Below are 13,001 nucleotides of genomic sequence, written 5' to 3'. Positions count from 1 at the left end.
GTAATCCTTGTTGTTGGTCGCGAGCGTTAGAACGAGGGGAACGAACGCCCCTCGTGACAATTGAACACCATGTCGCGTATTAATCCAACGATTTCTTGAAGCGTGTCGAGGCAACGATCAGCCCAAGCAAAGTAAAGCCAATCATCCATAAAGTGTCACGCCACAGGTCGAACAAATCCGCACCTCGCAAGACAATGCCGCGAATCATCCGCATGAAGTGGGTGGCGGGGAGCACTTCTGCAATCCACTGGGCCGCCACGGGCATGCCCTCGTAGGGGAACATGAAGCCCGAAAGTAAGATGGAAGGCAGCAAGATGAAAACCGTCATTTGCATGGCTTGCAACTGTGTGTTGGCGATGGTGGAAATCACCAGCCCCAAGGTGAGGCTGGCGGCAATAAACAACAAGGTACCCAACAATATTTGCGCAACGGAACCATTGATAGGGACACCAAAAATAACGTGTCCAAGCCCTAAGATGATGAACACCTGAATCAAGCCGACAAAAATGTATGGGACGATCTTTGCCACCATCAGTTCAAACGAGCGCACTGGCGTTGTGATCAGCAGTTCCAAGTTTCCGCGTTCTCGCTCACGCACAATGGCGGCGCTGGTGAACAAAATCATCGTCATGGTGAGAATGACCCCAAGTAGCCCGGGAACAATGTTCACTGCTGAGCGGCGGCTTGGGTTGTAGTAGAGCGCCACTTCAAAGGTTTGTGTTGGTTTCGGGCGGATCTGAAAATCAAAATCTGTCAGTGGCATCGTTTGTAAACCAAGAATCGCCGCGCTGATCATGGTATCGGAACCATCGACAATCCATTGACCTAACGGTCGGCCTTGCGCCATGCGTTGAGTTAAATCGTTCGGCAAAATCAACGCAGCACGTACGATGCCATCTTGAATCGCTTGCTCGGCTTCTTCCGCGGTGGCGTAGCGTTGAGTCACACTGACCACTTGCGTGACTTTGACCGACTCGGTGAGAATGCGCCCAGCGGTACTTTCGCTTTGATCCACCACCGCGACAGGAATGTCGCGAATGTCGGTATTAATCGCATAGCCAAACAATAGCAGTTGGATCAGGGGAATCATCACCACCATGCCAAAGGTAATGCGATCGCGCGAGAGTTGGCGAAATTCTTTGACCATAATCGCTTTCATTCGATAGAGCGCATTCATTGGCGGCCTTCTCCTGTTACGGACACAAACACATCTTCCAAACTTGGTCTGGCAAGGTTCATCTCTGCGTTTTGTAAACGAGGAAACGTGGCTCTTAGCCACGCAATTGGGTCTGCAACACCTTGATCGATCAAGACGCGTAAGCGAATGCCCAGTTGCGCTGCAGAACGCACTTCTGCCAAAGGCAATAACTGTTCTTTTAACGCACGTAAGTTGTCCGCTTTGACCTCAACAATGTTAACGCCCATTTGCGCCATGAGCTCTTCAGGGGCCCCATCTGCGCGAATCAAACCTGCTTCCATAATGGCAAGTCGGTGGCAGCGTTCCGCTTCATCCATATAGTGTGTGGTCACCAAGATGGTGGTGCCTTGGTCACAAAGATCGAACAACTGCTCCCAGAACTCGCGGCGGTTTTCGGGGTCAACCGCCGAGGTGGGCTCGTCAAGAAACAGCAGCTCGGGTTTATGCATGGTCGCCGCGGCCAGAGAAAGGCGCTGCTTTTGGCCGCCACTCATCCCGGAAACCCGTTGCTTGCGGCGTTGATCCAAGCCATAAGTGGCGAGCTGCTCATTGATCCGCTGAGTTAGGGTTTTCTTGTCCATACCAAAAATCTGGCCAATGAACTGCAAGTTTTCTTCCACCGTGAGGTCATCATAAAGAGAGAACTTTTGCGTCATGTAGCCGATCTTCAAGCGGAGTTTTTCTGACTCTTTGGGAATTTCCAAACCGAGCACATCAACGTTGCCTTCGCTCGGGCTGAGTAGCCCGGTGAGAACACGGATGGTGGTCGATTTTCCACAACCATTTGGGCCAAGAAAGCCGTAGATGCTGCCTTTCGGCACGTTCAGCGTGATGTTGTCGATGGCAGTGAAATCGCCAAATTTTTTCACTACGTTTTGCGCCTGAATTGCGTATTCAACCATGGCTTACTCTCCGTTGAGATCGACCTGTGCTGGCACGCCGGAAGGGAGGGCGCGCGCAGCTTCAGTAAGATCCACTTCCGCTAAATACATCAAGCGTGAACGCTCTTCCTCGGTGAGGGCGTAATAGGGCGTGAAAGAGGCTTCGTTCGCCACCCAACGCACCGTGCCTTGCAGAGGATCGCTCACGCCATCGACATGGACAGTCACTTGTTTGCCGGGCACGAAGTTCACTCGATAAGTGGCAGGCACATAGACGCGCGCATAAGGAATGCGATTGGCTTGAATCACCGCCACAATGCCGCTGACGGGCACGCGCTCCCCTAGGTTATAAGGCAGATTGTCGAGAATGCCATCTCGGGTCGCAACAATGGTGAGTTCGTCGAGTTTCTGCTGCTGTAAGACCACATCGGCTTGAGTGGCGGCCAGTTGCGCCTTGGCCTGTTCGATGTCTTCTGGCCGTGAGCCTGCGGTCAGTTTGCTGAACTCTTCATTGGCGGAATCCAGTTCCGCTCTTGCCGAATCTCGCTGTGCGAGAGCGGTGTCTTTTTCTGACTGACTGATGAGCTTTTTCGCCACCAGTTCCGATTTACGTTTGAAGGTTTTCTGCGCTTCGATTAACTGCGCTTCGGCGCGGGCAACGCGAGCTTGCGCTGAAGCAATGTCCTCTGGTCGTTCACCGTTAGTGAGCTTGAGTAGATAGGCTTGCGCTTTGCTTTGTTCAGCGAGGGCACGGGCTAAGACGGCTTGTTGATTTTTGCTATCGAGCTTAACCAGCACATCGCCTTGCGAAACCATCTGACCTTCCTTGATGGGAAGCTCTCGAATGATCTCATTGGCGGTGGCGGTAAAGGTGACGCGGTCACGCTCAAGTGTGCCAAGTGCTTGAGGCGTGGATTCGGTCGTGCAAGCGGTGAGGGCAAGTAAAGCCCATACGCAGATCAGTCGGTTTCGCATGCGATCGTCCTAACAGTAACGGTAGTGGTTAATCAGTCAACAGTGTAACGCTGGGGGTGGTGGCTGCTCTAGCAACTTAATTCTGCAAATATTCATCAAGTGATGAATTAAATACATTTGCCCTCATGAGTATAGTAAGGGTTTGAATTGATGTGATTTTTAAGGTGAGAAACGGGATTGAGCTCGCAGGAGGAACATAAATAGAGCGACACGGAATGTCGCTCTATCTGATTTACTGGCTGTGCCTAATCACCCAAAGGCTGCCTATCCCCGCCGCCGCGATGTGAGTCTAATGCCACTTTTAAGCGGCGCAGTTTGTCACGTGAGCGGCGTTTGTTTTTCACTGCTAACGCCATCGAAAGCACATCGACAAGGGCCAGCATGGCGTAACGCGAGGCGGAAGGTTTGTAGATAAAATCCGTTTCGTGATGCTCTATCGGCAAAACCACGTTCGCTTGTTCAGCCAATGGGGTGCCTTTTGGGGTGATGGCAATGATTTTCAGGCCGTAATCACGAGCCAGTTGCGCCGTCTCAACGATCACTGGGGTGTAGCCTGTCGCTGAAATCAACACCATGACGTCATTAGCATCCGCGGTAGCGGCGACCATGCGCGTCATTAAACCATCGTGGTAGGCAACAATGGCAAAGCCCAAACGAAACAGGCGATGTTGCAGTTCCTGAGACGCAATGGTGGAACCACCACCCATGCCGACACTGATGATTTGTCTTGCACCATAGAGCCACTCAACGGCTTGATCAATATCTTGTTCATTAATCAAAGCGCGGTTGATATCGAGTGATTGTTTGATGGATTCGTAAATTACTTGATAGCCACTTTGATCGGGCGGTTCGAGAATAAATCGTTGGCCCACGGTGAGTGATTGCGCCAGTTTGATCTTCATTTCGCGCACATTCTTACAACCAATCGCTTTGGCAAAGCGCGTAATGGTGGCCTCGCTGACATCGGCGCTCTGGGCCAGTTCAGTAATACTCGCATTGGCGGCGGTTTCAATGTCATCCATCACCAATTTGGCGACTTTCTTTTCTGCCTCGCGTAATGCGCTAAAACGTTCGGTAATTTGAGAAATAATATCGACTTCTAAACTCAAGGGATTGTCCTACGTTGCCAATGACCGCAGTAAAACTGCGGTCGCAAGAATAGCGTAATTTGCACTAAGTTGCTGCTTTCACGTCGCATAAATTCATCAGAAGCGGGTTTCTACCCAGTGGCTCACTTGATAGTGATCATCGCGAATGGCCAACGCGCGCCATTTGTCGATGGTGAGGCAAGGGTGAGAGGTGGAGAAAACCAGAATATCGCCGACATCGAGTTTGCACTCTGCCGGGATCTCGACAAACGTGTGTTGATCCATGATCGCGGTTGATGTCACGCCAGCAGGTATTGACAGTGGTTGACCGTCGCGAAACGCGTTTTCTAACGTGGGCAGGCCAGCATCAAATGCCACATCGCGTTTACCCATGCCCACCACAAGACGCGTTGGTTCTGGGCGAGAAATAACATGTGCCCATAGCTCAAGCGCAGAGAGCAAATCCCCACCAAGATCGCACGCGACGCCCTGATTTTGTTGGGCTCTTTGCATCACGTTTTGCTGTGCGGTTTGGTAAATTCCTGTGTCATGGATGGCGTAGCAGCCAGGGCGAATGACGGGGGTGAGATCGGTAAAGCCGCTAAATTGCTCCGCCACAACGTCATACCAAGCTGAGCCCGCACCAGTGATGATTGGCTGTGATGCGATCAATTGAGCGCTTTTGAGCTTGCGAGCCAAAGAGATCGCATTCTGCAAGAAATGGCGAATCTCTGCCTCAGCATTTTCACCATGAATCACCCCTTCGTACACCTCGATGCCTGCCAACGCCAAATGAGGCAGTGAGTGGATTTCGTTAGCGAGTGAAAGCACTTGCGCTTCGCTTCGACAGCCACAACGGCCGCCATTCACTCCCAATTCAATGAAAAGATGAAGTGTTTGCTGGCGTTGGGCAAAAAAGTGCGAAAGGGCGCGAATGTTCCGTGATGAATCCACGCAGCAGTACAGGTGAATCTCAGGATCTTCGATGAGTTGACTGATGATGGCCATATTGGCTTTGCCCACCAGTTGATTCGCGATGATGATGTTTTTCGCCCCAGCCATGGCAGCCACTTCCGCCTGCGCCGCGGTGGCAACGGTGATGCCCCACGCGCCATGTTCAAGTTGTTGGCGGAAGAAATCGGGCGTCATGGAGGTTTTGCCGTGTGGGGCCAGTTTCACGTGGTGGTGATTGGCAAACTGTTGCATCCACTTAAGGTTATTGTTGAGTGCAGACGCATGAATCACCGCACTCGGCAGGCTCACTTCGTCCAACGATAAATTGCATGCTTGAGGTTGAATTGCTTGGCTTTTTTCACCAGCAGTGGGGCGTTGAATAACAAAGTTATGATAGTTTCTATCATGATTTTCATAAGGTTTTTTCATGGCTATCTACTTCTAACATGATTTAAGTAATTGATATTTTGAGTTTGTTTGTTTCTAAAATAGATCTTGTGATAGAAAGTATCAAACTTTTCGTGTTTATTTGTGTGTTTTGTCACTGATTATTTTTTAGCAAGATTTACTATGGCATCAGGTTAAAGAGTTAAGCAGTAGAGAGACGTAGAGTGTTCGATACCATAATTCGAAATGTAGAAATTTTTGATGGCACCGGTGGGATGCCATTTGTGTCTGATGTCGCCATTCAAGGGCAGCGCATTGCTCAAATTGGTGATAGTCAACATGCGTCTGCGGCTTGTGTGATTGATGGCCAGGGCTTGGCGCTCGCACCGGGATTTATCGATGTTCATACTCATGACGATACCAATGTGATTCGTTATCCAGAGTGTTTGGCTAAAGTCAGCCAAGGGGTGACAACCGTGATTGTGGGTAATTGTGGCATCAGTGCCAGCCCGACGATTTTAGCGGGTGATCCGCCTGACCCTATGAACTTGCTTGGTGAGCAAGCCGATTTTAAATACCCGACTTTTGCTCATTACGCCGAGGCGGTAACACGCGCACAACCTGCTGTGAATGTGGCGGCGTTGGTTGGCCATACGACACTGCGTAACAATGTTATGGATGATTTGTTGCGCACCGCATCCAATGAAGAAATCGAGCAGATGCGACAAGCGCTGGCTTTAGCGATGGAGCAGGGGGCACTGGGGCTAAGTTCAGGTTTGGCTTATGCCAGTGCTAAGCAAGCGACTGCTGATGAAGTGATGCGCTTAGCACAAGTGCTCGGCCAGTATGAGGGCATTTATACCACCCACATGCGTACCGAATTTGAAGAGATACTCAGCGCGATGACGGAAGCCTTTGAAACGGGCCAGTTTGCTAAGGTGCCTGTGGTGATCTCCCATCTCAAATGCGCAGGCGCGGGCAATTGGGGGCGCACGGTTGAAGTGGTGGATCTGATGGAAAAAGCCGCTCAACATCAAGATGTCTCTTGCGATTGTTACCCTTATTCGGCCAGCTCTTCCACTTTAGATCTGAATCAAGTGACAGAAGAGATCGACATTTTTATTACTTGGTCGAAAAGCCAGCCACAGTTTGCCGGCAAGATGCTTAAGCAGATCGCTAAGGAGATGGGCTTACCTCTCATGGAAGCAGCCAAAGCGCTACAACCTGCTGGAGCGGTGTATCACTGCATGGACGAACAAGATGTTAAGCGAGTGTTGAAATACCGCTTAACCATGGTGGGTTCGGATGGATTGCCAAACGATCCTCACCCACACCCGCGCTTGTGGGGCACTTTCCCGAAAGTGCTTGGGCACTATTGCCGAGAAGAAAAACTCTTTTCCCTGCAAGAAGCGATTCACAAAATGACGGGAATGTCCGCTAAACGATATAACCTCAGTGGGCGAGGGATTATCAAACAAGGTGCATTTGCTGACTTGGTTTTATTTAATCCGAGAACAGTGAAAGATACCGCTACTTTTGAAAATCCCATTTCGTTAGCGCAAGGCATTGAACGGGTATTCGTTAATGGAATGCTGGCTTATTTTAATGGTCAGGTTTCAAAAAATAGACATGGTGTTTTTATTTATCGAAATAAATAACAATTTAATTCAAATGAAGTTATTTGATAAATATTAAATTAATGAAATTAAGTAAGAAAGTAATGGAGAAAAATAATGTCAATTAAACGATATGGCGTAGAAGGCGGCGTGGGCACAGGTGGTCAGCATTTACCCTTTGCACGAGCAACCGAAGCGGGTGGTTTTCTTTACGTCTCTGGCCAAACACCGATGATTGATGGTGAAGTGGTTGAAGGTGGCATTGTTGATCAGTCTCGCCTAGCGATTCAAAACTGTGTCGACATCATGAGCGAGGCGGGCTATACGCTAGAAGATGTGGTGCACGTTAAGGTTGTGTTGACCGATGCACGCTATTTCCAGTCGTTCAATAAAGTGTTTAAAGAGTTTTTTGGCGAGCATCCACCTGCGCGTATTTGCATGGTGTGTGACCTTGTGGTGGATGTCAAAGTGGAAGTCGACGTAACGTGTTATCGAGCCGACCGTCGCTAATAAATATCCGCGCACTTATTTGAGTTAATAGTCACAAAGACAAACTCACACGGTGCCGAATTTGAACTCTCCTTGTTATTCTTATTCGGCACCTTCACTCCCTGAAATAAAAATAATCATGCCTGCCAAAGTGGAAGGACAGGGATATTTTATCTGAAAGATGGACTTAAATTACCTGAGAGGTGTTCAATGAATAGCACACTTTTTTTAACCGGATTTGGAATATATGTGCTTTTCCTTATTTGGCTCGGCTGGTTTGTTTCACGTAATCAAAAATCAGGAGAAGATTTTTTATTAGGTGGTCGAGGTTTACCGTTATTTCTCGTCTTAGGCACCACAGTTGCCACCATGGTGGGAACGGGTTCCAGTATGGGAGCGGTAGGCTTTGGTTATGCCAATGGTTGGGCGGGTGCACTCTATGGCATTGGTGGTGCCGTGGGCATTCTTCTTCTCGCTTTGTGGTTTGCCCCTGTTCGTAAACTCAACTTTATGACCATGAGTGAGGAGTTGGCCTACTATGTCGGTGCGAACCGCATCGTCAAAAATGTGGTTGGCTTGTTGATTTTCATTGCATCGATTGGTTGGCTTGGCGCGCACATTCTTGGCGGTGGCATGTACCTTGCGTGGATTGCCGACATTGAACTAAGTACCGCGAAAATTGTGATTGCGGCGGCCTTTACTATTTACGTGGTGATTGGCGGTTATACCGCCGTGGTATGGACCGATACCATTCAAGCCGTGATCTTGTTTGTTGGCTTCATTCTCATGGCGGTCTTGTCTGTGCAGCACATTGGGGGCCTAGATAATCTCTACAGCGCGATGGACCCAGCGGCAGTCAGCTTTTTGGCCATCGACAAACTCGGGTTGATCCCGGCGATTTCATTGTCTGTCGTGATTGGTGTGGGCGTGTTAGCAACGCCGTCGTTCCGTCAGCGTATCTACTCGGGCAAAGATGTTTCGACCATCCGTCGTTCGTTTGTTGGCTCGGGCGTGTTGTACCTGTTCTTCTCTATTATCCCTGCCATTATCGGTATGGCAGCGCATGCGATTAACCCAGAGTTGACCAACTCAAACTATGCGTTCCCTTACGTGGCTGCCACGGTGTTGCCTGTCGGTGTGGGGATGATTGTGCTTATTGCTGGTCTTTCGGCCACCATGTCGAGTGCCAGCTCTGATGCGATTGCGGGCGTGTCCATCCTGCTGCGTGATGTGTATGTGATGTTCACAGGCCGTGTGCCAAACAAAGAGTCGATGCTCAACTACTCGCGTCTGGCGTTGGTGGTGGTGATTGGTTTCGCCTTGCTGTTTGCTCTCACCTCAAATGACATCATCAGCTACATCACCAAAATGATTTCTACAGTCATGTCTGGCATGTTTGTCTGCGGTATGTTGGGGCGTTTTTGGTCTCGTTATAACTGGCAAGGTGCCTTGGCAACACTGGCGGGTGCGTCTGCTGCTTCCGTGACGGTGATGATGAGTCCGAGCCTGACCACGTTTTGGGGCAACCCTGTCATTCCATCTTGTTTGGTGGCCTTAGGGGCTGGAGTAGTGGTGAGCCTACTAACACCGGCTAACCAAGTCTCTGCCGAAATGGCACGCGCCATCTTAGACGATGAACGCGCTTTGATGGAAATGGAACTCTCCGACAAAGGTGAGCTGGATCGCGACGAATCGCTGGCAAATCGTCAAGCGGCGCGCGAGCTGTAATCTCCCTCTTCTAATCTCTGTTCGATGAGTTTCAGTGATCTTGCTCTGAAACTCATCGTGTTAGCACAGGAACCTCAAGATGAACAAAGCTACACTGGCTCTACTGATTTCAGGCGTACTGATGGCACCGATAACGATGGCAATGGCTCCCAATACCGATTTGGTTTTAATGCCTTACCCGCAAAACGTTGAGTTAAGCGAAGGCAAGGTGACACTGGACAAAGCGTTCAGTATTTATATCAAAGGTTACGATTCACCCCGTGTGGCGTTTAACGTTAAGCGCACCATGGAGCGGCTCTATCGACAAACTGGCTTGCCGATGCTGAAATGGCAGGCAAAATCCGAACAAGAAGCAACGCTGGTGGTAGATATTCAACGTGCCCCAAGCAGTGCGGTGCAAAATATTGACAGCGATGAGTCATACCAACTGAAGGTTGCCAATGGCAAGATTTTGCTTTCATCCACTGAGCCTTATGGCGCGTTTCATGGCTTAGAAACCTTACTGCAACTGGTTTCGACGGATGCCAATGGCTACTTCGTTCCCGCCGTTGCTATCTCTGATGCGCCGCGTTTTAAATGGCGTGGGGTGTCGTACGATACCGCGCGTCACTACATTGAACTGCCGGTGATTTTGCGCCAATTGGATGCCATGGCCTCAGCGAAAATGAACGTCTTCCACTGGCATATCTGGGATGACCAAGGCATTCGTATTCAACTGGAAAACTACCCTCGCTTATGGCAAGCCACCGCGGATGGTGATTTCTACAGCAAAGATGAAATTCGCCAAGTGGTTGAGTACGCGCGTAATCTTGGTATTCGTGTGATCCCTGAAATCTCGCTGCCTGGCCATGCTTCGGGGGTCGCGCACGCCTATCCGGAATTGATGTCTGGCCTTGGTGAACAGTCTTACCCTCAGCAGCGAGGTTGGGGTGTGTTTGAACCTTTGATGGACCCAACCAATCCGGAGCTCTACACCATGTTGGCAAGCGTATTTGATGAAGTGGTCGAGCTCTTCCCAGATGAGTATTTTCACATCGGCGGGGATGAGCCGAACTATCAACAGTGGCGTGACAACCCGAAAATCCAAGCGTTTATCAAACAGCATCAATTGGACGGCGAACGAGGGCTGCAATCGTACCTGAATAGCCGAGTCGAGCAGATGTTGAACCAGCGCGGCAAGAAAATCACAGGCTGGGATGAAATTTGGCATAAAGATCTGCCGAAATCGGTGGTGATTCAGAGTTGGCAGGGGCATGACAGTATTGGCCGAGCGGCGAAAGAGGGCTATCAAGGCATTTTGTCGACGGGTTATTATCTCGATCAGCCTCAACCTACCAGCTACCACTATCGTAATGACCCGATGCCGAAGGGGATCACCGTCGATGATCAACTGCATCAAGGGGAAAAATTTGTCACCTACGATTGGGTGAAGCCTCGCAATAAAGGAGGCCCGCGCAAAGGGAATCTCACCATCATCGAGGGTGCTGACGGCAAAGTGCGTGCGTTTACCGATTACAATGGTAAATCGCGTGAAGAAGTGTATGTATTGGAATACGTGCCCGGCGTGATGTTCCGTGGCCATTTTGACAACTTCATGTCCTACACCGAGTTCAATTATCAGTTTGCTGGTGATCAACTAAAAGAAGGCAGCTATCAGCGTATTGGCAATGTGCGTTGGCCAGCAACTGGCAATTTGGTGGCCTCTAGCGAGGGAGAAGTGACGAGCATTCCGCAGCCCAATGGCGGTTATCCTGCTCAACTGACCAAAGAAGAGGAGCCATTGATCCTCGGCGGTGAAGTGACCATTTGGGGTGAAAATCTCGATTCGATGACCATAGAACAGCGCTTATGGCCACGCAGCTATGCGATTGCTGAACGGCTTTGGTCAAGTGAATCGCTCACTGATGAAACCAGTATGTACCGTCGAATGCGTGCGTTGGATAGTTGGTCGGAAATTTCTCTTGGCCTGCGCCATCATGCCGATGCTCGGATGATGCTACAGCGTTTAGCCAATGGAGCAGACGTTGCACCGCTCATCACGTTAGCCAAATACACGGAACCTGCACAATATTATGCAAGGCACTGGGAGAAATGGATTTCTACGCCAAACAAAGGGGATTTGTACAACCAATATGAACGCTTAAATCGGTTCGCCGATGCCCTCGTGGTAGAAAGCTATGCGGTGTATGACATGGAAGCTTTGGTGGGCGGTTATCAGCCAAATGGCAATGCGCAAAGTCCGCAAAGCAAGCAGGCGCTTGAGGAGCTCTCTGAGCATTATAAGGTAGTAAAAGGTGCAGCGCGTCAATCTCGTGGGATTTTTGCTGCCAATGTGGCCTCACGTGAGAGTGTGGCGATCGCAGAGGCAACCATAGCGCTAGCGGAACTGGGCCTTGAGTTGGTGGAAAAAGCGCAACAGGGACAAGTGCTTTCAGCTGCTGAGCGAGCGACTTATCAAGCGATATTGGATAAGAATGCGGTCATTTTTGATGAAACCATTGTGGCGATAGTAAGACCAACCGAGCAGCTACTTCACAAAATTGCACCTTAGTGTAGAAAAGCCGTTGCCGCCTGTGACGACAGGCGGCAAGGTAACAAGATGGCTTAACGCAAAGGAAGCGCAAAAAGAATGACACAAGGTATCTTACATTTTTACGTTGGCACCTATACCGATGAACCCAGTATGAGTGACGGCGTGGCTCAACTGGAACTCAATACTGAAACGGGTGAGTTGATCCCCTTTAACGAGCTGGCGACGCTACGCAATCCGTCTTATCTCACGCAAACTTCACGAGGCTTATATACCTTCAATGAAGTGGCGGTTGAAGAGAACCCACAGTTGGTGCAACTTGGTTGTGTCGACAGTAGCGCAATGGCGATCAATGGCAGCTACCCTTGTCATTTAGATATTGACCCGACCCAGACGTTTTGTGCCGTCGCAAATTATGGTTCAGGCAACACCTCCATATATACGCTCGATGTGTTAGGTGCGCCGTCAGAGTGCATTGCTGAGCTTTATGTGGAAGGTGATGGCCCAAATCGAGAACGACAAACATCACCGCACGCGCACCAAGCGACTTTTCTACGCCATAGCCCTTTATTAGCTGTGGTGGATTTGGGTACCGATCAGGTGCATTTCTATCAAATTGATGGCCAGCAGCAAGCCTTTACTTTGCATCAGTCACTCAAGCTTCCTGCAGGCAGCGGCCCTCGTCACCTAGTCTTTAATCAGGCGGAAACTCGTGCCTATTTGCTGTGCGAGTTGACCGAAACTTTGCTGACGCTAGAACGAGCAAACGAACGTTGGGCGATGGTTTCAGAGCAACCTTTGTTGCCGGGCGAAGAAAATGGCGCTGCGGCTTCTGCCATTCGATTGTCTTCTGATGAGCAATTTCTCTATGCATCCTGCCGCCGACAAAATAAAATCACGGTTTTTGATGTCAGCCAAAGCGAGCCGAAATGGTTAGAGGCGGTGGATTCTCTTGGAGATTTTCCGCGAGACTTTGTGTTGTCGCGCAATGGCAAATGGTTGCTGGTGGCGAACCAGCATAGCCATAATGTGGTCAGCTATCGTCGCGACCGCCACACGGGCCGATTAACCGCAACGGGCTTCAGCTGCCAAATTGGTAGCCCGGTTTGCTTAGTCGAGCATCAAGAACCCTTTAAATAAAATCAATCCGATAAA

General features: G+C 49.9%; 10 protein-coding genes. 5 read left to right on the top strand and 5 right to left on the bottom strand.

Features of this window, described 5'->3' with window-relative positions; translation table 11 throughout:
- Positions 1-79 precede the first annotated feature (79 nt).
- From PQQ36_RS03310 to PQQ36_RS03290, 5 genes are all read right to left on the bottom strand, one after another.
- Positions 80-1,177, bottom strand: coding sequence for an ABC transporter permease (locus PQQ36_RS03310; RefSeq protein WP_111436941.1), 1,098 nt, complete (start codon positions 1,175-1,177; stop codon positions 80-82).
- Positions 1,174-2,100 (bottom strand): ABC transporter ATP-binding protein, encoded by a 927-nt coding sequence (locus tag PQQ36_RS03305; protein WP_111436942.1) that lies wholly within the window; start codon positions 2,098-2,100, stop codon positions 1,174-1,176. Before PQQ36_RS03305 ends, PQQ36_RS03310 begins: the two co-directional genes overlap by 4 nt.
- Positions 2,101-2,103: 3 nt before the next feature.
- Positions 2,104-3,054 carry an HlyD family secretion protein gene (locus PQQ36_RS03300; protein ID WP_060534222.1) on the bottom strand — a complete coding sequence of 317 codons (951 nt, stop codon included), beginning with the start codon at positions 3,052-3,054 and terminating at the stop codon, positions 2,104-2,106.
- Between the two features lie 245 nt (positions 3,055-3,299).
- Positions 3,300-4,163, bottom strand: a complete 864-nt coding sequence (locus tag PQQ36_RS03295; RefSeq protein WP_011081539.1) for a MurR/RpiR family transcriptional regulator — start codon at positions 4,161-4,163, stop codon at positions 3,300-3,302.
- 96 nt (positions 4,164-4,259) lie between these two features.
- Positions 4,260-5,525: an amino acid deaminase gene (locus PQQ36_RS03290; protein ID WP_045595939.1), complete on the bottom strand. Its 1,266-nt coding sequence runs from the start codon at positions 5,523-5,525 to the stop codon at positions 4,260-4,262.
- 182 nt (positions 5,526-5,707) lie between these two features.
- Between PQQ36_RS03290 and PQQ36_RS03285 the strand changes: the two genes are divergently transcribed.
- The 5 genes from PQQ36_RS03285 (at position 5,708) to PQQ36_RS03265 (ending at position 12,986) form a co-directional block, all read left to right on the top strand.
- On the top strand, positions 5,708-7,141 hold the full coding sequence (locus PQQ36_RS03285) for an N-acyl-D-amino-acid deacylase family protein (protein WP_111436944.1): 1,434 nt from the start codon (positions 5,708-5,710) through the stop codon (positions 7,139-7,141).
- A gap of 75 nt (positions 7,142-7,216) precedes the next feature.
- Positions 7,217-7,609 carry a RidA family protein gene (locus PQQ36_RS03280; protein WP_011081536.1) on the top strand — a complete coding sequence of 131 codons (393 nt, stop codon included), beginning with the start codon at positions 7,217-7,219 and terminating at the stop codon, positions 7,607-7,609.
- Between the two features lie 189 nt (positions 7,610-7,798).
- Entirely contained in the window at positions 7,799-9,316 is a 1,518-nt protein-coding gene (locus PQQ36_RS03275; RefSeq protein WP_088428514.1) for a sodium:solute symporter family protein, read from the top strand.
- A 79-nt stretch (positions 9,317-9,395) separates the two neighbouring features.
- A complete protein-coding gene (locus PQQ36_RS03270) occupies positions 9,396-11,867 on the top strand; it encodes a beta-N-acetylhexosaminidase (protein ID WP_273660325.1) in 2,472 nt (823 codons plus the stop codon).
- A 78-nt stretch (positions 11,868-11,945) separates the two neighbouring features.
- A complete protein-coding gene (locus PQQ36_RS03265) occupies positions 11,946-12,986 on the top strand; it encodes a lactonase family protein (protein WP_273660324.1) in 1,041 nt (346 codons plus the stop codon).
- Positions 12,987-13,001: the final 15 nt, after the last annotated feature.

It is taken from the genome of Vibrio sp. CCUG 15886 (assembly GCF_028570825.1).
Lineage (GTDB): Bacteria > Pseudomonadota > Gammaproteobacteria > Enterobacterales > Vibrionaceae > Vibrio > Vibrio vulnificus_B.
Note: the sequence above shows the minus strand (reverse complement) of the source record. Positions and strands in the feature narration are given on the sequence as shown.

Excerpts from the sequence above, each read along its gene's own strand:
- PQQ36_RS03305 (WP_111436942.1), bottom strand. The coding sequence starts at position 2,100 with ATGGTTGAATACGCAATTCAGGCGCAAAACGTAGTGAAAAAATTTGGC.
- PQQ36_RS03265 (WP_273660324.1), top strand. The coding sequence starts at position 11,946 with ATGACACAAGGTATCTTACATTTTTACGTTGGCACCTATACCGATGAA.
- PQQ36_RS03270 (WP_273660325.1), top strand. The coding sequence starts at position 9,396 with ATGAACAAAGCTACACTGGCTCTACTGATTTCAGGCGTACTGATGGCA.
- PQQ36_RS03310 (WP_111436941.1), bottom strand. The coding sequence starts at position 1,177 with ATGAATGCGCTCTATCGAATGAAAGCGATTATGGTCAAAGAATTTCGC.
- PQQ36_RS03275 (WP_088428514.1), top strand. The coding sequence starts at position 7,799 with ATGAATAGCACACTTTTTTTAACCGGATTTGGAATATATGTGCTTTTC.
- PQQ36_RS03280 (WP_011081536.1), top strand. The coding sequence starts at position 7,217 with ATGTCAATTAAACGATATGGCGTAGAAGGCGGCGTGGGCACAGGTGGT.
- PQQ36_RS03290 (WP_045595939.1), bottom strand. The coding sequence starts at position 5,525 with ATGAAAAAACCTTATGAAAATCATGATAGAAACTATCATAACTTTGTT.
- PQQ36_RS03300 (WP_060534222.1), bottom strand. The coding sequence starts at position 3,054 with ATGCGAAACCGACTGATCTGCGTATGGGCTTTACTTGCCCTCACCGCT.